Here is an 18,609-nt window from a genome sequence, read left to right as displayed (position 1 = left end):
AGAGCCGGTCCGGGCTCGTTTCCCCCAACCTGCCCGGGCCGGCTCGTCCACGGCGTCCGAAATCCGCCTGCGCCGCACCGCGGGCCGGGCCACAGTGGACGCCATGCCCCTCGACCGTTTTCTGCTCGCGAGCAACGGCTTCGCGCACCACCTCCGCGCGGTACCGCCCGATGGCTGGGACGCCCCGACCCCGTGCACCGCATGGGACGTACGGGCGCTCGTGAACCACATGACCCGCGGCAACCTCAACTACATCGGGCTTCTGCGCGGCGCCACGCGCGAGGAGTTCCTGTCCGCCCGGGACGCCGACGCCCTCGGGGACGACCCGGTGGCGGCGTTCGCGGAATCGGTCCGGGCCTGCGCGGCGGCCTTCGCCGAGGCGGGCGCGCTGGACCGCGTCGTCGATTATCCGCTGGGCAAGCTGACCGGACGGCGCACGCTGGCCGTCCGCACCACCGACAGCACCGTGCACACCTGGGACCTCGCCCGCGCGCTCGGCGCCGACGACACTCTCGATCCCGGTCTCGTCGAGTGGATCGACGAGAGCTACGACGACATCTTCGCGGGGCTGGCATTGAACTCGCGGGTCTTCGCCGATCCGCCGGCGTGCGCTCCGGGCGCGTCGAGGCAGGACCGGCTGCTCACGCGCTTCGGCCGCGATCCTCGCTGAGGTCGCAGCCCAGGCGTTCGGCCAGCTCGGTCAGCGCCCGCCCCAGGGGCAGGTCGACGCGCACCGAGGCGTAGCGATCGCCGCGGGTCTCGCCGTGGTTGACGATCACCACCGGCTTGCCCGCGGCCGCCGCGTGGCGGACGAAGCGCAGGCCCGACATCACCGTCAGGGACGACCCCAGCACCAGCAGCGCGGCGGCCTCGTCGACCATGCGGTAGCACTGCTCGACGCGGGGCCGCGGCACGTTCTCGCCGAAGAACACGACGTCCGGCTTGAGCACGCCGGCGCAGTCCGCGCACGGCACCGGGGTGAACCGGCGCACGACGTCCTCGGGCAGCTCGACGTCGCCGTCCGGGTTGATCCGCGTGACCGCGCCCTCGAAGTCCGGGTTGGCGGCCCGCAGCCGCCGGTCCAGCTCGGCGCGCGGGCCGGTGCGGCGGCAGTCCAGGCAGATCACACGGTCGAGGCTGCCGTGCAGCTCGACGGCGTCCGCGGTGCCGGCCGCCTGGTGCAGGCCGTCGACGTTCTGCGTGATGACGCCGCCGAAGTACCCGCCGTCGCGCAGGGCGGTGACCGCGCGATGGCCGTCGTTGGGGTCGGCGCGGGCGATGGTGCGCCACCCGAGGTGGCTGCGCGCCCAGTACCGCTGCCGGCCCTCGGCACTGGTGACGAACTCGTCGTAGGTCATCGGCGTGTGCCGGCGCAGGCTGCCGGTTTCGCCGCGGTAGTCGGGGATCCCGGACTCGGTCGAGAGCCCGGCCCCGCTGAGCACGGCGACGCGCCCGCGCGCGACGACACTCGCGAGCTCGTCGAGGCTCGCCGTCCGGGGCAGCGGCGCGTCCGGGGACGTCCAGGTCAGGGTGGGGCGGGTTCGCACCAGATCAGGGTACGCACATGAGCCTGCACGTGCCGCGACAGCGCGTTCGCCCGCATTTTCCGGAAATCCCCCTTCCGGGGCCGCGGACACAATTCCCGGTGAATCGACGGACGCCATCCACACCCTCCGTACCAGCGGTTTCCCTCGCTCGGGCACGTTTCACCACCCGGCCGTCCGCGCCATTCCCGGGTGTCGGAGAAACGCTCCTCGAGGAGGTCTGTGATGTTGCTCGAAATCGCCGCCGTGCTGACCCTGCTCGCACCGGTCCCCGCGGCGGGCGGGGCCGCGGGGTCCTATCCCACGCAGGTCCTGCAGCTCACCAATGTGCAGCGCGTCCAGAACGGCTGCGGGCCGCTCGCCGCCAGCACGCAGCTCGCCGACGCGGCCGACGCGCACACCGGCGAGATGGCGCGCTACCGGTACTTCAGCCATACCGGGCGGGCCGGCGAGGACCCCTCGGCCCGGATTTCCGCGGCCGGGTACCGGTGGCAGCGCTGGGCGGAGAACATCGCCGCCGGGCAGCGCACGCCCGAGGCCGTCGTCGACGCGTGGATGCACAGCCCGGTGCACAAGGCGAACATCCTCGACTGCCGGCTGACCGAGCTCGGCGTCGGCTACACCGTCGACTCGGCGCGGAAGGCCTACTGGACCCAGGACTTCGGCACACCGCGGGGGTAGCGCCCTGTAACGTCCCTGCTCGCGGGCGACGACTTCCCGGTGTCCGGGACGCCCGGTGGAGGGAAGAGCGTGAGCTGGCAGTTCGGGCCGTACCGGATCGAGTCGCTGATCGCCCGCGGCGGCATGGGCGAGGTCCACCGCGCCTACGACACGCGTCACGACCGCGTGGTGGCGCTGAAGCTGCTGTCACCGGACTTCGCGGCCGACCACGAGTTCCAGGAACGGTTCCGCCGGGAGGCCCACGCGGTGGCGCGGCTGCGCGAGCCGCACGTGATCCCGATCCACGCCTACGGCGAGATCGACGGGCGGCTCTACCTCGACATGCGCCTGGTCGACGGCGACGACCTCGGCACCCGGCTGTCCGCCGGTGGCGCGCTGGCCGCGGCCCAGGCGGTCGACGTCGTCGGCCAGGTCGCCCAGGCCCTGGCCGCCGCGCACGCCGAGGGGCTGGTGCACCGGGACGTCAAGCCGTCGAACGTGCTGGTCGGTGCCACCGGGTTCGCCTACCTGGTGGACTTCGGCATCGCCCGCGCGGCCGGGCCCAGCACCGGGCTCACCGCGACCGGCGGCGCCGTCGGGACGCTCGACTACATGGCGCCCGAGCGCTTCACCGACGCGCCGGTGGACCACCGCGTCGACGTCTATTCGCTGGCCTGCGTGCTGCACCAGTGCCTGACCGGCAGCAAGCCGTTCGCCGCGTCCACCGCCGCGTCGCTGATCGGCGCGCACCTGCACCAGCCGCCGCCGCGCCCGAGCACGCTGCGGCCCGGGCTGCCCGCCGCGTTCGACGCCGTGATCGCGCGGGGCATGGCCAAGAACCCCGACGAGCGCTTCGGCAGTGTCACCGAGTTGACGGATGCCGCCCGGGCCGCGCTCGGCGGCACCAGCCCGGTCCACCCCGCCGCTCCTCCGACGCGGCAGGCCACCCGCATGGCCCCGGCCGTCACCGAGGTGCGTCGCCGGCCGTCGAAGGCGCCGTGGCTGGTCGCCGGCGTGGCGCTGCTCGCGCTGATCGGGGTCATCGGGTGGTTCACGATCTTGAAGCCCTCGACGCGGGCTCAGTCGACGCCGACGCCCACTTCGACTCCGTCGACCTCCTCGTCCGCGGCCGCTCCGCCGGTGACGGCCCCGCCGGTCACGACGACGCAGGTGAGTGTCCGGACGACCGTGGCGGGCAGCGCCGACCTCGGCTTGGCGACCGCGATGAGCACGCCGGCCTGCGACGGCTCGTACGTCGTCGTGCTCGGCTCGGCCATCACGCCGACGCGCTACCGGGCCGACGTCCAGCAGTTCCTGAACGCCCACCCGGGCGCGCGGTACCTGCACACGCCGACCACCGGCTGCGGCTCGCTGCGGCAGCAGGTGAACGGCGCCGACGTGTACGCGGTCTACGACGGGCCGTTCGCCGCCAAGGAGTCCGCGTGCGCGCGGCGCAGCGGGAGCGCGTACGTCAAGCGGCTGGACAACACGACGTCGCCGGCGCAGGTCGTCAGCTGCTGAGCCCGTTCCAGACGGAGTCCTTGTCCACAAAGGACTCCAGCAGGCCGGTGAGCCGGGGGTCGCCGCGTCCGTTCAGCGCGTCGGAGGCGATCCGGCGGGCGACGCCGGCGAGGAAGTCGGCGACCTGCACCCGGGCGTCGGACCGCGAGTCGACGAACCGGACGCCGGCCAGCCGGTGCCCGAGGGTGACCTTGAGCTGGAGCACGCGCTCGCCGGTGAGGGCGAGCTGTTCGTCGTGGACCAGGGCGACCGGGGTGCCGTCCGCGCTGAAGTGCCGGACGGTGTGGATCACCGCGGGCACCAGCGGGTCGAGCACCGGGACGAGGCCGGGGTCGCTCGCCAGCCGGGCGCGGTAGGCGGCCACGCGTTCGGCGCCTCGGCTCAGCTGGGTCATGATTTCGCCGGCCTCGCCCGCGCCCGCGAGTTCGCCGGCCAGGGCGAAGAACTCCTCGGGCGACGTCGTCACGCCGCGCCGGGGCTTCAGGCGCAGGACGCTGGTGAACGCGGCGAGGAAGTAGGCCCAGCGGTCGGGCCCGAAGGCGGCGGGGCCGGCGCGGTGGAGGGTGCGGGCCATGGCGTCGGTGCCGTCCTCGGCCAGCAGCGTGACCGCGGCGCGGACGGCGAAGAAGGTCTTGTCGGTCAGGTGCACGTGCCCGCGGCCGGCGAGGGGGCCGGCGGGGTCGAGCAGCCATTCGAGGACGGCGCGATGCTTGCCGCGCAGCAGGTGGTTGGCCTTGTATTCCTCGGCGGGCGAGCCGATCCGGGCGCGGATCTCCTGGACGCAGCCGCGCGCGTCCTCGGGTGTCAGCCGGACCCCGGCGTGGGCGAAGACATCGGTTTCGCCGCCGACGAGGTTTTCGCCCTCGGAGCCCGACTCGTCGCAGGCGATCTCGACCGGGCTCACGGCACCGATGGTGCCAGACCGGCCCCCGACCGGCGACCGATTACCGAGCGCGGCGTCCGTCCACGGTGAACCGGCGGAGCAGCGAGAAGGCTTGAGGCGACGGCCCGTGGTCCCGGAGGAATCCCAGCCGCGCGAGCGCCTGGTCGACGGTGGGGCGCCGGCCGTCGGCCACCCACCACCGGGCGGTCGACGGCGGAGGTGGCGAGGACGGCGTGACCGTCGGTGCCCAGCCGCCAGACGAAGCCCGGCCACTACGGTCGAGGCCACGACCGCCGACCGGCACCGGACCGCCCAACCGGCGCTCGCCGCACCGCGACGTTAACCTGACCCGGCCAGGCCGCCGCGCCCCCTGAGCCCGGCCGTCACGGTTGGGCCACGACGGCTAACGACCATGGCCGGTCCGGTGACTAGGGAGAAATAAGCGCCCTGGAGGCTTTGATGGCCATGGACGACCGGCCCGCCCGGCTCGCGCTGATGGCCGCCGTGGTCGTTCTCCTGCTGGGTGGGGCCGGCGTTCTCGTTCAGCAACGGCTCGCCGCCGGTCCGGGTGGGACGGTCGCCCTTGGCGGGATCGAGGTCGACGCTCCCGCCGGCACTCGCGTTTCCGTCGGGCCCGCGCCGGAACCCGGGGTCGCCGCCGCCTTCACCCGGCGGGTCGGTGGTGGGGCCGAGCTGAGCTTCGACGGCGGCTCGACGCTGCGGGTGCGGATCCCCGTCCCCGCCGCACCGCCCGCCGGGTTCGCGCCCGTCGTCGTCACCGCGACCCGGCTCGTCCCGGCCGCCTACGATGCCGGGACCCGGAGCATCGTCGCGGAACTGACCCGGCCGGGCGCCTTCTGGGGCGGGCTCTTCGACTTCGCCGCGCTCGGGCGCGACGTCGTGCCGGACCCGGCTCCGCGACCCGGCTGCGCCGGGCGGGCCGCCAGCTCCGGCGGTGTCACCGTCGGGCTCGGCGGGCCCGATCCGGCGACGCCCGTCTCCCCCTGCGTCACCGCCGGCAACGGCCGCGCGGGCCTCACCCTGACGTCGAACGCGCGCGTCCCCTACCGGCTCGCCCCGCCGCCCGGCTGGCCCGAACCCACCGCCCGGACCGCCGCGGCGAGCACGTCCGCCGTGCAACTGTTCGGCCGCCCGCGCCAGCGCGACCTGGTCTGGCCCGGCTCCGGCGTGACCTACGACGTCCCGCTCGGCCTGCTGCCGTCGACGGTGAAGGGCCAGGCCGAGCCCGGCCCCGGGCTCGGCACGACGCTGGCACTGGCCGCGCACCGGCTGGCCGCGCTGTTCGGGATGCCCGGCGCCCCCGAGCCCGCTCCCGGCGTGCTGACCTGCGCCGCGGACGCCGGCGCCGCGCACTACACCGCGGACCGGCCGGTCGCCGAGGTGGCGAACGCCGTGTGGGCGGCGCTCGCACCCTGTCACCCGGACGGCGGCGACGTCGTGCGCCGGTTCCTCGGCTCCGGGGTCGGGGCGGTGACGAGCGGGCTCGCGCCGGCGAACGCCGCCTTCGAGGTCGCGATCACCACGAGCCGCTCGCCGCGGTTCACGCAGACCGTCGGGTACCGCGCGCGGACCGGCGCCACGACGAGCCGGGCGACCGGCACCTGCGGCTCGGTGTCGGCGGTGTCCGGCCGCCACGACGCCTACCGCTGCACGAGCGGCGCCACCACGTACGACCCGTGCTTCGCCACCACCGGAACGCGGGTCGTCTGCCCGGCCTCCGCGACGAAGGCAGTGCTGCTGACCTACACCGGCGCCCTGCCGGCCCCGCCGCAGCCCGGCGGGACGGCCGATCCGTTCCTGCTCACGCTGGAGGGTGGCCTGCAGTGCGCCGCCGTCGCGGACGACGCCGTCCCGGGCACCCGGTTCGCCTGCACGGACGGTACCGTCCTGCCCGGACCGCCCGACGCGTCCAGTCCGCTGTGGACGATCGACGGGCGGACCGTGGCGAAGGCCTACACCTAGGCCAGCGTGATCTTCCCGTTCGCGACGGTGACGTTCTTCTTCTCCAGCGCCTGCGACGCCGGGCCGTTCGCGACCGAGCCGTCGGCGATCTTGAACTTGCTGCCGTGGCACGGGCAGTTGATGGTGCCGCCGGCGACGGCGTCGACCGCGCAGCCCTGGTGCGTGCAGATCGCCGAGAACGCCGCGAACGTCCCCGCCGCCGGCTGGGTCACCACCACCTGCTTGTCCGCGAACACCTTGCCGCCGCCGACCGGGATGTCGCCGCTCGCGCCCAGCTCGGTCCCGGCCGCCGGTGGCGGCGCCGCGGCCGAACTCGCGGTGCCGGAACCGCCGCCGTAGGTGCTGCAGCCCGCCACCAGCCCGGCGCTCGCCGCGGCGAGCGCCGTCCGGCGGGTGACCGCCGGATCCGTGTCGTCCTCAGGCACGATCGTCCCCCGCCTAGAAGGTCAAGCCCGATTGGGTGAAGAACCACAGCGACGCGCTCAGCCAGAGCCCGACGAGCCCGGTGAACACGAGGCCGCCGAAGACCGGGAGCGCCCAGCCGGGCGCGCCGTCCTTGCGCAGCAACAGCATCTTCGCGACGAACGCGCCGTAGAAGAAGCAGCCCAGCAGCGAGTGCAGGAGCACGCGGGTGTCGAACGACTGGAACCCGAGCGCGTAGAGGCAGTGCAGCGCCACCGGGATCGACACGAGGAACGCCAGCCGGCCCGACCAGCGGTGCACCGGCGACATCCACGCCGGGACGTTCCGGCCGAGCTTGCCGTACATCGCCAGTGCCGAGAGCAGCTGGACGATCGCCAGCACGACGACGACCGTCGCGAGCCACGCCTTCACCGACATCGGGCTGGAGAAACCGGCGACGTTCACCGCGACGCCGGTCGGCGTGTGCAGGCTGCCGTAGACGCCGAGCACCACCGAGACGACGGCGCCGGCGACGAGCGGCACGAGGAGCGCGACCCCGGCGCGGTTGCCCGCCGTGGTCATCAGAAGTCACCTTGCCCGGCCAGGCCGCTGACCGGCTCGGCGGTCACGCGCGCGCCGTCGACGAGCGCGCCGGCCCCGTCTCCGAAGCCGAGTGCCGGGGCGGACGCCGAGTCCTCGTCCGTGGTGAGGATGCCGACCTGGCTGCCGTCGGACTGCACGATCCAGCCGACCTTCGCCGTCTTGCCCTTCACCTTCGGCGCCGCGCGGTAGAGCCCCGCGGGCTTCTTCGCGGTGGGCGCGCTGAACTGCCACGTCTTGCCGGCCGCTGTCACCGTCCCGGTGACCGACGCGGCGTCGAAGCTGCCCGTCAGGCTGGTGTTCTTGGCGCCCCTGAGGTCCAGCTTCCCGCCGACCGTCACGCCCTGCAGCCAGGCTTCGACCTTCTTGCCGTCGCAGAGGTAGGCGATCGCGTGGCCGTCACGCACCGATACCGCCACGGACGCGCCGCCGCCGGTGACGCGCCCGGCGTAGTCCGCCCGGGCGGGCGCATCCGCCTTCGGCGCCTCGGGTTTCGGTGCCGCCGCCGATGTCGTCGGCGGCGAAGAGCTCGCGACGCTCGCCGCGTTGGCGGCGCCGGCGACCGGCGCGACGCCGGTCCCGGTCGCCAGGTTGACGATCCCGATCCCGCCGGCGAGCGCGACACCGGCGAGCAATGTGAACAACGGCCCCGGATGTTTCATCGTTCTTCCCCGCATTCCCCTGACCCACCACCGTGCCCATAACACGGAGGTCGGGGCGGAACGGCTCAACGCTACCCGCGGAAAAGAGGTATCGCTTAGCCCGTGCAACCGGTTGAGCCGTGGTTGACTGGCGGCATGCTGCCCTGGGACGGCGACCTCGCCGGCCGGCTCGACCGGCACACCGTGGAATCCGCGCTGCTGCGGGACAACCCGCTCGGCGACCCGCACGAGCGACCGCTGTGGGTGTACGTCCCCCCGGGCTACGACGACGGCGCCGAGCGGTACCCGGTCGTGTACGTCATCCAGGGGTACACCGGGCACCTGTCGATGTGGGCCAACCGGACGCCGTTCCGGCAGCCGTTCGTGGAGACGGCGGACGCGGTGTTCGCCGGCGGCGCGCCGGGCTGCGTCGTGGTGTACGTCGACGCGTGGACCGCGTACGGCGGCTCGCAGTTCGTCGACTCCCCGGGCACGGGCCGCTATCACTCGTACCTGTGCGACGAGATCGTGCCGTGGGTCGACGTGCACTACCGGACGATCCCGGACCGCGAGTCCCGCGCGATCGCGGGCAAGTCGTCGGGCGGGTTCGGCGCGATGATCACGCCGATGCTGCGTCCCGACCTGTTCGGCGCGCTGGCGACGCACGCGGGCGACTCGCTGTACGAGCTGTGCTACGTCCCGGACTTCGGCAAGGCGGTCCGTGCCCTGCGCGGCTACGACCGCGACATCCAGGCGTGGTGGGCGGACTTCCGCGCGCGGCCGGCGTTCACCCGGCCGGAGGACGCGACGCTGCTGCAGCTGATCGGGGTCTCGGCGTGCTTCTCGGCGGGTCCGGACGGGACGCCGGAGCTGCCGTTCGACCCGGCGACCGGCGTCCTGCGGCCGGAGGTGTGGCAGCGCTGGCTGGACTGGGACCCGGTCCGCATGGTCCCGGACCGCGCGGAGGCGGTCCGGTCCTGGCGGGCGGTGTGGATCGACGCGGGCACGAGCGACGAGTACTTCCTCGACGTCGGCGCGGAGGCGTTCCGGGCGGAGGTCGTCAAGGCGGGGCTGGCGGAGGACCGGATCCACTTCGAGCTGTTCGAGGCCGGTCACGCCGCGATCGACTACCGGTACCCGCTGTCGCTGGCCTGGCTCGCGGAACGGCTGGCCCGCTGAGCCTCACCGGCCGGCGGCGAGCGCCTCGATGACCTGCGGGCGCTGGGCGAGCTGCCGGGGATGGACCGGGACCTCGTCCGGCGCGGCTTTGCCCTGCTGGCGGAGGTACCGCGCGAACCGGTTGAAGTTGCCCGGGTCGTAGTCCGCCGAGCGCGGGTTCGCGTTGAACTCGCGGAAGAACCCCGGCTTCTGCCCGTTCCCGTCGGTCAGCCGGGGGTCGCTGCAGGTCAAGTGGATCGACTGGCTCTCCTCGTCGTACCGGACGGTGAAGGGGTACCGGTCTTCCCCCAAAGTCGCGTAGTTCCCGGTCGTCATGGCGGCTCTCCTCGCGGTCGTGTCGTGGTTCTCCGACGATCGGAACCGGCCTTTCGTTACAGCGGCTAGGCTCGGCGCATGGTGATCGAGACCGACCTCGCGCTGCCGGACGGACGCACCCTGCACGTCTACGACACCGGCGGACCCGCGCGGCTCACCGTCTTCTGGCACCACGGCACGCCCAACCTCGGTGCCCCGCCCGGACCGCTGCTGCCGCTCGCCGAAAGCCTCGGCGTCCGCTGGGTTTCCCACGACCGGCCCGGTTACGGCGGCTCCACGCACCTGCCGGACCGGACCGTCGGGAACGCCGCCGAGTGCGTGGCCGCCGTCGCCGACGCGCTCGGAATCGAGGACTTCGCCGTCATGGGGCACTCCGGCGGCAGCTCCCACGCCCTCGCCACCGCGGCCCTGCTGCCCGGCCGGGTCAAAGCCGTCGCCGTTCTCGCCGCCGTCGCGCCCTTCGGGGCCGAAGGCTGGTTCGACGGCATGGCCGCCGCCAGTGCCGCTTCCCTGCGCGCCGCCGCCGAAGGCCGGGCCGTCAAGGAAAAGCACGAGGCGACCGCCGAGTTCGATCCCGAAGTCTTCACCAAGGCCGACTTCGCCGCGCTCGCCGGATCGTGGGCCTGGCTCGACGACGTGGTCCGGCCGGCCCTCGGCGCCGTCGGCCTGATCGACGACGACCTCGCCTACGTCACGCCGTGGGGCGGCGACCCCGCGGCCATCACCGCGCCGACGCTGCTGGTGCACGGCGCCGACGACCGGATGATCCCCGCCACGCACAGCGAGTGGCTCGCCGCGCGGATCCCCGGCGCCGAGCTCCGGCTCACCCCCGGCGACGGCCACATCTCCGTGCTGGAGCACGCGGCCGACGCGCTCACCTGGCTCGCCGGTCAGGACAGCAGCGCCAGCGAAGCGACCACCGGCGCCATGTAGAGCACCGGGAACGCCAGGTGCCCGTACGAACGGGCACGGGCCACGGTGACGACGGCGCCGAGGAAGTACAGCACCAGCCCGATCGCCGCGGCGACGCCGATCGGCGGCACGAACAACCCGACGACCAGGCCGATCGCGCCGGCGGCCTTGGCCGCGCCCAGCCACGGCCACCACGCCTCCGGCACGCCGTAGGAGGTGATCGGCTCGACGACCCACTTCGCGCGGGCGAAGACCGAGACGGCCGAGAAGCCGACGAAGGCGGCGGCGAAGAGGGTGACGACGAGGTAGGCGGTGGACATCGGGATTCCTCCAGGGGATCGCGTTTCTTGGTCGGTCACCCCGTCGACTCCGCGGCCCGGGCCGATGTGACAGCTCCGGCCGTGACGACGGCCACAGTGCCGGTGACGGTGTTTGTCCCCTCTCGGCGAGCCCGCGCCCGTGATCGGCTGGGCCGATGATCGTGCTGCGGCTCATCGGGACCGTGCTGTGGTTCGCGATCCCGGCCGGGCTGCTCACGTACTCGATCCACGACCTGAACGTGCGGGACGCGCCGACCTACGACATCGAAGGCACGGTCGTCGCCCACCGGCAGGTGGTCCACCCCGCCACCGATCCGGGCACGACTTCGTCCACGACCTACTACATCACCGTCCGCAGCGCGGGCGAGCCGGACTGGGAGTTCGGCGACAGTCAGCAGGCACTCGACACCGAGCCGGGCACGCCGGTGGTGGTCAAGGTTTCGAAGGTGACCGACGAGGCCGTCCTGGTGCGCAAGAACGGCACCGTCGTCGACCTGCGTGCCACGATCGGCGACGACGTCTGGATGATCGTGTTCGGCGGGTTCGGCCTGCTGGTCGCGCTCGTGCGCGAGTCGTTGCTCGAGGACTACGACATCCCGCACTGGGCCGGGTTCGTCCTCGGGGCACTGTCCGCCGGCGGCGGTGTGTACCTCGCGCTCCGGCTGGCCGGGTAGGTCAGAGGGCGAGCCGCACGACGATCTCGCCGTGGTCGATCTCCCCGGTCGGGGTGAACCCGAACTTGCGGTAGAAGGCGCCTGGGCCGTCGTCGCCGGGCTGATGGCTCGTGAGCAGTTCGGTCGCGCCGTCGGCCCGGACCAGCGAGACGACCTCGGTCAGCACCGCGCGGCCGATCCCGCGGCCCTGGTGCCGCCCGTCGACGAGCAGCCGCCACAGGAAGTACGGCCCGAGGATGCCCGGGCGGCCGGGCGGGACGTCCCAGCTGAGCATCACGAAGGCGACCGGCTCGTCGCCCGCGTAGACAGCGCGATACCAAGGCTCGGCTTCGGGCGTCGTCGCGGCGTCCTCCAGCGACTTCACCACCGACGCGACGAACCGCTCCTGCCCCGGCTGCACGCTCAGCGCGCACACCGCGTCCCGGTTTTCGCCGGTGATCTCGACCAGACGCACGGCTGGGGTCACAACGCTCCCGTCGGTTTCGGCACCCGCACCTCGCCGGGGGTCCGGTCCGGCCGCAGGCCGCGCCACGAAGTGTGGCGCAGCCGCAGATCCGGCGTGACGCGGCGGTGGACGACCTCGCCGACCAGGTCGGGTTCGACCCAGTGCGCGCCGCGGGCGCGGTCGCGCGGCACCTCGGTCGTGAACGGGGACTCCGGGCGCGCCAGCGGGGCGAGGACGTCGCGGAGGCGGTCGAGGGCGTCGTCGGTGAACCCGGTGCCGACGTCGCCGATGTACACCAGCGAGCCGTCGTCGTCGTACGCGCCGAGCAGCAGCGCGCCGAGCGTGCCCGCGCGGCGGCCGGCACCGGTCCGCCAGCCGCCGACGACCACTTCGCGCGTCTGGGTCAGCGCGCGCTTCGTCCACAGCGGCGACCGGGCACCGGGCAGGTACGGCGCGTCCAGCCGCTTCGCGACGACGCCCTCGATGCCGTGCTGGGCCGCCGTCGCCAGCAGCTGGTCCGGCGTGATGTCGGCGCGGGTGTACCAGGGCGGCACGACGAGCCGGCCGTCGGTGGGCCGGACCAGCTCCGCGAGCAGCTCCCGGCGCTGCTCGTAGGGCCGGTCCAGCAGCGACTCCGACCCGATCCGCAGCAGGTCGAAGGCGAAGTAGACGACCGGGACCTCGGCCCGCAGCTTCGGCGTCGGCTCGTGCATCGCGCGGCGCTGCATCAGCTCGAACTCCGGGCGGCCGGCCGCGTTCAGCGCGACGACCTCGCCGTCGAGCACCGCCGCGTGCCCGCCGAGCGCGGGCGCGAAGATCTCCTGCAGCTCGGGGTAGCGGTGGGTGTGGTCGCTGCCGCTGCGGCTGGTGATCCGGGCCTCGCCGGTGCCGGCGACCCGGGCACAGCCCCGGAAGCCGTCCCACTTCCACTCGTAGCCGTGCTGGTCGTCGTCCGGGAGGGTCCCGTCGACGGCCAGCATCGGCACCACCGCGTCCGGCACCGTCCCCATCGCTCCAGTGTGGAGGATCGGCCGGGGCCGCGTCACCCCGCCGGCAGCAACGGCAGGAGCTCCTGGTGGCTCCCGGCGCGGCGCAGCACGGGCGAACCCGGCCCGTCCGGCTCCAGATCCCCGGCCCGCAACGCGGCCAGGAACCGCACGATCGCGCGCGACGGCGGCAGGATGTCGGCGCCGCCGAGGTAGGCCAGCACGATCATCTCCTCCCCGCACGCCGCCTCGACCGCGACGGCCCAGCCGTGCACCTCGTCCCACAGCAGCGCCACGTCGCGGTCGGGGAACCGGCGCAACCGCCAGTCCACCGCGAGGTAGGCCGACACCGGGACGTCCACGTCCACGGTGCAGGACTCGAGGCCGAAGCCGAGCGCCCCGGCCACCTCCCCGAGGTACGCGCGCAGGCCGCGCTGGAACCAGAACTCGAGATCGGTGTCGATCAGGCCGGACACCCGTTTCCCTTCTTCCCGGAGCCCGGCCGCGCACCCTGCGCGGCCGGTCGAGCGGATCAGCCGACCGCCGCCAGCGCGTCGGCCCGATCCCGGTAGCAGGAGAAGCCGGCGGCGCCGGTCCCCCGCAGCTGCCGCCACATCGACGGCGTGCGCACCACCCAGGCCAGCGGGACGGCCAGTTCGTCGGCACATCCCTGCACGCGCCGCAGCGCGCGGAGACCGACGCCGGAGCAGAACGTCACCCCGCCGAGGTCGACGACGAGCCGGCGGCCGGCCTTCAGCGCGGTTTCCGCGCATTCGACAAGAATGGCGACGGTCGCGAGATCAATGTCGCCCACCACCGCGATGAGCGTGCTCCGATCACCCGGGAACGACGTCGTGACCGAGAACGGCTCGCACAACGCGCCCGGCGAAGAACGGCCGAAGGCCCGCGAAAGCCGCGGCGGTTTCTGGATCTTCATGACCGGCTCCGGCGGCTCAAGATGGTGGTTTACGCGTAGACCGTACCCAGTTCGTCCAGCTTGGTGCACAACGGAATCGTCCCGCCCACCGGTGCCGTGCACCGACACGGCCGTCTGCACGTGCAGCGGTCCACAAGGGACGATCGAAATCGCCTGGTCGGCCCCGCCGTCGCGCAATTGCGTCCACAGTGGCATCCGGCACCGCCGGAACCGGTGCGGTTTCCCCGCGGAATTGCGAATTCCGAAATTCAGCCGAACGCAGGAATCGGGACGCGCGTCCGGTCCAGTTCGGCGAAGAGGTCACCGAGGTCGCCGACGCGGTCGAGGACCTCGTCGGCGGTGAAGCGCAGGTGCGAGACGTGCCGGCAGGCGCGCACCTCGTCCCACGTGACCGGAGTGGACACGGTCGGCTCGTCGCGCCCGCGCAGCGAGTACGGCGCGACCGTCGTCTTGAACGGGTTGTTCTGGCTCCAGTCGATGAAGACCTTGCCCGGCCGCAGCGTCTTCGTCATCCGCGCGACGACGAGGTCCGGCGTCTCGGCGGCGAGCCGCTCGGCGAGCGCCTTCGCGTACTGCGACGTCTCGGCGCCGTCCGTCGTCACGACGCCCGCGTAGAGCTGCATGCCCTTGGAGCCGCTGGTCTTCGCGACCGGGGTGAGCCCGTCGGCGGTGAGCACGTCGTGCAGGCGCTCGGCGACGCGGCAGCAGTCGACGACCGTCGCGCCGGGCCCGGGGTCGAGGTCGAACACGAGCCGGTCCGGCGTGCTGCGCTCGTCGGAGTCGTCGACCGTCCACTGGTGGACGTGCAGTTCGAGCGCGGCGAGGTTGGCCGCCCAGACGAGCTCGGGCAGGTCGTTGATCAGCGGGTAGGCGATGATCTCGGGATCCTTGCCGCGGCCGCCGACGGTGAGCCGGGCGGTGCGGACCCAGTCGGGCGCGTGCCGCGAGACGTCCTTCTCGAAGAAGGAGCCGCCGGCCACCCCGTCGGGGAACCGCACGAACGTCATGGCCCGGTCGCGGATGTGCGGCAGCAGCAGCGGCGCGATGCGCGTGTAGTAGTCGAGCACCTCGCCCTTGGTGAAGCCGTGGCGCGGGTAGAGCACCTTTTCGAGGTTCGAGAGCGTCAGCTGCCGCTCGCCCACCTGCACCGTGATCCGGCTCCCCGCCACGCCGCAACGTTATCACCCATGGTTATGATACGGCCGTATCACCAACTGGAGGGGGCATCGTGAAATTCGACGTGCTGCAGATCCTGGGAGCGGTCCTGACGGTCCTGGGCGCCCAGGGCGCGATCCGGCTGCTGGTCGACCACGCGAACACCGGGCTGCTCGCGTGGCTGGGGGCCGGGTTCGCCGGGACCCTGGTCGGCTACCTGGTGGTCACGGCGCTGGGTGTCGTGCTCGCCGGCTGGGCGCACGACCGGGCGAAGGCGCTCGGACGCCGGAAGTAGCGGCGATCCGATTCCGAGCCGGACCGTGGCGAACGGCCAGCGCCGCGATGACCGTGGTGGCCGCGGCCTTCGGGCTTCCGTGCGGCGGCGCACTTCGCGTCCCTGGTCAGCGCACTTGTGACTCGCCCGGTTCTCCGAGCGCGTCCAGCCGCTGCCGCACCCGCTCGGCTTCGTCCGGTCGATCCTGGCGCCGGTAGAGCTCGTGCGCCTCGCTCCAGGCCGCGCGGGCCCGCTCGACGTCGCCGAGGGCCGCGTACGGGTGGCCGATGTTGTCGAGGGTGTTGGCGATCTCGAAGGTGTAGCCGAGCCCGCGCAGCACCCGCACGGCCTGCTCGTAGTACTCGACGGCCTCACGGTGGTGGCCAAGGTGGTCCTGGATGTAGCCGAGGCTGTCGAGGGTGGCCGCCTCACCGGACGGGTCGTGGTTGCCGCGGAACAGGTCCAGGCCGGCCAAGCAGTGCGTCAGCGCCGTGTCGTGGTCGCCGAGCCGGGCGGTGTACCACCCCAGTGCGTTGAGCGCTTCGGCTTCCCACACTGGCCGGGCGAGGCCGCGGAACAGGTCGAGCGCGTCGGCGGCGTGCATCGCGGCGAGCTTGTCGTCCCCCTGCCTGGCCCACGTCAAGGCGAGCACGCGATGGGCGTAGGCGTGCGCGATGTCATCGCCGTGTTCGACGGCGAGGGCGAGCGCTCGGTCGAGGTGCCGCGTGGCCTCCTCGAAGCGACCGAGTTCGGCGTAGGCGCCGCCGAGGAGCCGCTGCACGAGGCTGCCGGTGGCGCCGCCGGGCAGGGACGCGGTGGTCTCGGCGGCGAGCTGCCACCCCGCAAGGTGGTCTTCGCGGCGCCCGGACCGGTGCTGGAAGGTCGTCAGGGCCCAGGCCAGCTGCCAGGCCGTCGTGTGCCTCTTCTGCGCGACGGCGGCGTGCTGGGCGGCGAGCAGGTTGGCGTACTCGCTGTCGAACCACGCCATGGCGGCCGCGTCGTCGGCCGGCCGGCCGGGGCCGGCTCCGGCCGCCGCGGGATCGAGCTCGATCGGATGGCGATGGGGCGCCAGCCGGCGGTCCGCGGTGAACGCGGTGTGGCAGTAGAAGTCGAGCACCCGCCGCAAAGCTTCCCGCCGCGCGCCTTCGGGCAGTTCGCAGGCGATGTCGGTCGCGTACCGGCGGGTGAGGTCGTGCATCCGGTAGCGGCCGCGGGCGTCCTGGGAGATCAGCGACGACTGCTCCAGGACGCGCAGCGTCGTCCGGCACGCCTCGGGCGGGCTGCCGACGAGCGCCGCGGCGGCGGGCAAGCCGATGTCGGGCCCCGGCGCGATGCCGAGGAGGGTGAACGCGGTGGCCTGGTCCTCGGTGAGCGCGTGCAACGACCACGACAGCACGGCGGGCAGGCCGCTGGTGGGTTCGACGCCTTCGAGTGCGCGCAGGCCGGACTCGCGCAGTTCGGAGACGAGGCCGGCGAGCGACGCGTGCGGCCGGGTGGCGGCTCGGCCCGCGACGATGCCCAGCGCCAGCGGGAAACCGCCGCAGAACCCGGCCAGCCGGTCCACCGCCGCTTGCTCCGCGCGGGTGCGCGCGTCGCCGAGCCGGTCGGCGAGCAGGGCGGTGGCCTCGTCGCCGGACAGAACGTCCAGGGGCAGGTGCCGGGCACCGTGTCCGGTGATCAGGCCGGGCAGCTGCGTACGGCTGGTGACCACGACCGTGCAGGACCCGCCGCCCGGCAGCAGGGGCACGACCTGCTCGGTGTCGACGGCGTTGTCCAGCACCAGCAGCATCCGCTTGTCCGCCACCAGGCTGCGGAACAACGCCGCCTGGGCCTGGGTGCCGGCGGGGATCCGCGCCGGTTCGACGCCGAGCGCGCCGAGGAACCCGCGCACGGCCACCGCCGGATCCATCGGCTGCCCCGCGGGGCTGAATCCGCGCAGGTCCACGAACAGCTGCCCATCCGCGAACCGGTCCAGCCGGCGCCGGATCCAGTGCAGCGCCAGCCACGTCTTGCCGATCCCGCCGGCACCGGCGATGGCCAGCACGACCACGCGCCCCGGCTTCGCGTCGTCCAGAGCGGCGTCGAGGAACCCGAGTTCGGCGTCACGGCCGACGAACGAAGCGGGAACCGCGGGCAGCTGGCGGGGCGGCACGACCGGCGCGGCCGCGGAACGCGCGTCGAGTGCGGGATCGGCGCCCAGGATCCGCCGGTGCACGTCCCGCAGCGCGGTGCCGGGTTCGGTGCCGAGTTCGGCGACCAGCCGTTCCCGCAGCCGCCGGTAGTACGCCAGCGCGTCGGCCGTCCGGCCCGCGCGGTGCAGGGCGAGCAGGTAGTGCCCGGCGGCACGCTCGTCCCACGGGTGTTCGGCGGCGCGGGCGGCGAGGCCGGTGACGAGGTCCTCCCCGTGGCCCAGCGCCAGCAGCGCGCCGGTCAGATCGTGTTCGGCGTCCAGGCGTTCCCGGTGCAGCCGTTCGCGTTCGGCGGTGACCCACTCGCCGGTCAGGCCGGCCACCGCATCGCCGTGCCACAGGCCCAGCGCTTCTTCCAGCAGCGCCGCGGCGTGGCGCGCGTCGCCGGCGCGAGCCCGTGAGCAGAGGCGGCGGAACCGGTGCACGTCGATCTCCGCCGGGTCCAGCCGCAGGGAGTAGCCGCCCGCGTGCCGCCGGATGACCGCGTCCGCCGGTCCGGCCGTGGCCAGGGCATGACGCAACCGGGTGAGGTAGTTCAGCAACGTCTTGCGGGCCCGCAGCGGCGGATCGTCTCCCCAGACCCGGTCGACGAGCCGGTCCACGGACACCACCCCGGGGGCGTCGACCGCCAGCGCGGCCAGCACGCACTGCTGCCGGACCGGACCCAGTTCGACCACGGTGCCGTCCACGACGGCGACCACGGCTCCCAGCAGACGGAACTCCACAGCCGCCCCCTCCCCCTCGCCCGGACTATACGTACCGGCCTTGAGCAGCGGGTTGTGCTAAATCGCAGACCGTTCACACGAACGGCCGTCCAGGCTGGCCCCACGGCGAACCAGGAGGACTGAAATGCACAGGAAGATCGTGCTCGGGACGGCAGGCGCAATCGTGCTGGGCGGCATGGCGGCCGGCGTACCGGCGAGCGCCGGACAGCAGGCGCTACGCGGGTTTCATCCCGGAGGCCTACCTGGACGACAAGCCCAGGACTT

22 protein-coding genes are annotated in these 18,609 nt (G+C 73.5%); 8 read left to right on the top strand and 14 right to left on the bottom strand.

Features of this window, described 5'->3' with window-relative positions:
- The first annotated feature begins 103 nt into the window (after positions 1-103).
- A complete protein-coding gene (locus QQ657_RS33345; protein ID WP_284746267.1) occupies positions 104-670 on the top strand; it encodes a TIGR03086 family metal-binding protein in 567 nt (188 codons plus the stop codon).
- On the opposite strand, the gene QQ657_RS33340 is transcribed toward QQ657_RS33345, so the two are convergent.
- A complete protein-coding gene (locus QQ657_RS33340) occupies positions 642-1,547 on the bottom strand; it encodes an NAD-dependent protein deacetylase (protein ID WP_284746266.1) in 906 nt (301 codons plus the stop codon). The two genes, QQ657_RS33345 and QQ657_RS33340, sit on opposite strands and share 29 nt — an antisense overlap.
- A gap of 222 nt (positions 1,548-1,769) precedes the next feature.
- Here QQ657_RS33340 and QQ657_RS33335 point away from each other — a divergent pair, with 222 nt between their 5' ends.
- Together QQ657_RS33335 and QQ657_RS33330 are read left to right on the top strand one after the other, a co-directional pair.
- On the top strand, positions 1,770-2,225 hold the full coding sequence (locus QQ657_RS33335; protein ID WP_284746265.1) for a CAP domain-containing protein: 456 nt from the start codon (positions 1,770-1,772) through the stop codon (positions 2,223-2,225).
- A gap of 69 nt (positions 2,226-2,294) precedes the next feature.
- Entirely contained in the window at positions 2,295-3,725 is a 1,431-nt protein-coding gene (locus QQ657_RS33330) for a serine/threonine-protein kinase (protein ID WP_284746264.1), read from the top strand.
- Here the strand turns inward: QQ657_RS33330 and QQ657_RS33325 are convergent.
- Both QQ657_RS33325 and QQ657_RS56785 read right to left on the bottom strand, forming a co-directional pair.
- Positions 3,715-4,629, bottom strand: coding sequence for a DUF3800 domain-containing protein (locus QQ657_RS33325; protein WP_284746263.1), 915 nt, complete (start codon positions 4,627-4,629; stop codon positions 3,715-3,717). The two genes, QQ657_RS33330 and QQ657_RS33325, sit on opposite strands and share 11 nt — an antisense overlap.
- Before the next feature lie 40 nt (positions 4,630-4,669).
- Complete coding sequence (locus QQ657_RS56785) at positions 4,670-4,912, bottom strand: DUF3291 domain-containing protein (RefSeq protein ID WP_350310722.1); 243 nt, start codon at positions 4,910-4,912, stop codon at positions 4,670-4,672.
- 155 nt (positions 4,913-5,067) lie between these two features.
- Between QQ657_RS56785 and QQ657_RS33320 the strand changes: the two genes are divergently transcribed.
- Positions 5,068-6,591 carry a hypothetical protein gene (locus QQ657_RS33320; protein ID WP_284746262.1) on the top strand — a complete coding sequence of 508 codons (1,524 nt, stop codon included), beginning with the start codon at positions 5,068-5,070 and terminating at the stop codon, positions 6,589-6,591.
- Here QQ657_RS33320 and QQ657_RS33315 read toward each other — a convergent pair.
- The 3 genes from QQ657_RS33315 to QQ657_RS33305 are packed head-to-tail and all read right to left on the bottom strand — an operon-like array spanning position 6,588 to position 8,255.
- Positions 6,588-7,016 carry a Rieske (2Fe-2S) protein gene (locus QQ657_RS33315; RefSeq protein ID WP_284746261.1) on the bottom strand — a complete coding sequence of 143 codons (429 nt, stop codon included), beginning with the start codon at positions 7,014-7,016 and terminating at the stop codon, positions 6,588-6,590. The two genes, QQ657_RS33320 and QQ657_RS33315, sit on opposite strands and share 4 nt — an antisense overlap.
- 13 nt (positions 7,017-7,029) lie before the next feature.
- On the bottom strand, positions 7,030-7,575 hold the full coding sequence (locus QQ657_RS33310) for a DUF6529 family protein (RefSeq protein ID WP_284746260.1): 546 nt from the start codon (positions 7,573-7,575) through the stop codon (positions 7,030-7,032).
- Positions 7,575-8,255 carry a hypothetical protein gene (locus QQ657_RS33305; RefSeq protein ID WP_284746259.1) on the bottom strand — a complete coding sequence of 227 codons (681 nt, stop codon included), beginning with the start codon at positions 8,253-8,255 and terminating at the stop codon, positions 7,575-7,577. Before QQ657_RS33305 ends, QQ657_RS33310 begins: the two co-directional genes overlap by 1 nt.
- A gap of 135 nt (positions 8,256-8,390) precedes the next feature.
- Between QQ657_RS33305 and QQ657_RS33300 the strand changes: the two genes are divergently transcribed.
- Positions 8,391-9,413 (top strand): alpha/beta hydrolase, encoded by a 1,023-nt coding sequence (locus tag QQ657_RS33300; RefSeq protein WP_284746258.1) that lies wholly within the window; start codon positions 8,391-8,393, stop codon positions 9,411-9,413.
- A 3-nt stretch (positions 9,414-9,416) separates the two neighbouring features.
- Here QQ657_RS33300 and QQ657_RS33295 read toward each other — a convergent pair whose 3' ends face one another.
- Positions 9,417-9,728 (bottom strand): hypothetical protein, encoded by a 312-nt coding sequence (locus tag QQ657_RS33295; RefSeq protein WP_284746257.1) that lies wholly within the window; start codon positions 9,726-9,728, stop codon positions 9,417-9,419.
- A 78-nt stretch (positions 9,729-9,806) separates the two neighbouring features.
- Between QQ657_RS33295 and QQ657_RS33290 the strand changes: the two genes are divergently transcribed.
- Positions 9,807-10,661: an alpha/beta fold hydrolase gene (locus tag QQ657_RS33290; RefSeq protein WP_284746256.1), complete on the top strand. Its 855-nt coding sequence runs from the start codon at positions 9,807-9,809 to the stop codon at positions 10,659-10,661.
- On the opposite strand, the gene QQ657_RS33285 is transcribed toward QQ657_RS33290, so the two are convergent.
- Complete coding sequence (locus QQ657_RS33285) at positions 10,619-10,960, bottom strand: DoxX family protein (protein ID WP_284746255.1); 342 nt, start codon at positions 10,958-10,960, stop codon at positions 10,619-10,621. The two genes, QQ657_RS33290 and QQ657_RS33285, sit on opposite strands and share 43 nt — an antisense overlap.
- 155 nt (positions 10,961-11,115) lie before the next feature.
- Here QQ657_RS33285 and QQ657_RS33280 point away from each other — a divergent pair, with 155 nt between their 5' ends.
- Positions 11,116-11,634 carry a hypothetical protein gene (locus QQ657_RS33280; protein ID WP_284746254.1) on the top strand — a complete coding sequence of 173 codons (519 nt, stop codon included), beginning with the start codon at positions 11,116-11,118 and terminating at the stop codon, positions 11,632-11,634.
- 1 nt (position 11,635) lies between these two features.
- Here the strand turns inward: QQ657_RS33280 and QQ657_RS33275 are convergent, their stop codons facing one another.
- The 5 genes from QQ657_RS33275 to ligD (QQ657_RS33255) form a co-directional block, all read right to left on the bottom strand.
- Positions 11,636-12,100, bottom strand: a complete 465-nt coding sequence (locus tag QQ657_RS33275; protein WP_284746253.1) for a GNAT family N-acetyltransferase — start codon at positions 12,098-12,100, stop codon at positions 11,636-11,638.
- Positions 12,097-13,089: a non-homologous end-joining DNA ligase gene (gene ligD, locus QQ657_RS33270; RefSeq protein ID WP_284746252.1), complete on the bottom strand. Its 993-nt coding sequence runs from the start codon at positions 13,087-13,089 to the stop codon at positions 12,097-12,099. Before ligD (QQ657_RS33270) ends, QQ657_RS33275 begins: the two co-directional genes overlap by 4 nt.
- A 32-nt stretch (positions 13,090-13,121) precedes the next feature.
- Complete coding sequence (locus tag QQ657_RS33265; protein WP_284746251.1) at positions 13,122-13,541, bottom strand: DUF6292 family protein; 420 nt, start codon at positions 13,539-13,541, stop codon at positions 13,122-13,124.
- Between the two features lie 56 nt (positions 13,542-13,597).
- Positions 13,598-14,002, bottom strand: coding sequence for an STAS domain-containing protein (locus QQ657_RS33260; RefSeq protein WP_284746250.1), 405 nt, complete (start codon positions 14,000-14,002; stop codon positions 13,598-13,600).
- Between the two features lie 248 nt (positions 14,003-14,250).
- A complete protein-coding gene (gene ligD, locus QQ657_RS33255) occupies positions 14,251-15,171 on the bottom strand; it encodes a non-homologous end-joining DNA ligase (protein WP_284746249.1) in 921 nt (306 codons plus the stop codon).
- Between the two features lie 59 nt (positions 15,172-15,230).
- Between ligD (QQ657_RS33255) and QQ657_RS33250 the strand changes: the two genes are divergently transcribed.
- Positions 15,231-15,452, top strand: a complete 222-nt coding sequence (locus tag QQ657_RS33250) for a hypothetical protein (RefSeq protein ID WP_284746248.1) — start codon at positions 15,231-15,233, stop codon at positions 15,450-15,452.
- Between the two features lie 106 nt (positions 15,453-15,558).
- Here the strand turns inward: QQ657_RS33250 and QQ657_RS33245 are convergent, their stop codons facing one another.
- Positions 15,559-18,345, bottom strand: coding sequence for an AfsR/SARP family transcriptional regulator (locus tag QQ657_RS33245; RefSeq protein WP_284746247.1), 2,787 nt, complete (start codon positions 18,343-18,345; stop codon positions 15,559-15,561).
- Positions 18,346-18,609: the final 264 nt, after the last annotated feature.

It is taken from the genome of Amycolatopsis ponsaeliensis (genome assembly GCF_030182635.1).
Taxonomy (GTDB): domain Bacteria; phylum Actinomycetota; class Actinomycetes; order Mycobacteriales; family Pseudonocardiaceae; genus Amycolatopsis; species Amycolatopsis ponsaeliensis.
The sequence above is the reverse complement of the archived record's forward strand: the minus strand, read 5'-3'. Positions and strand labels throughout refer to the sequence as shown.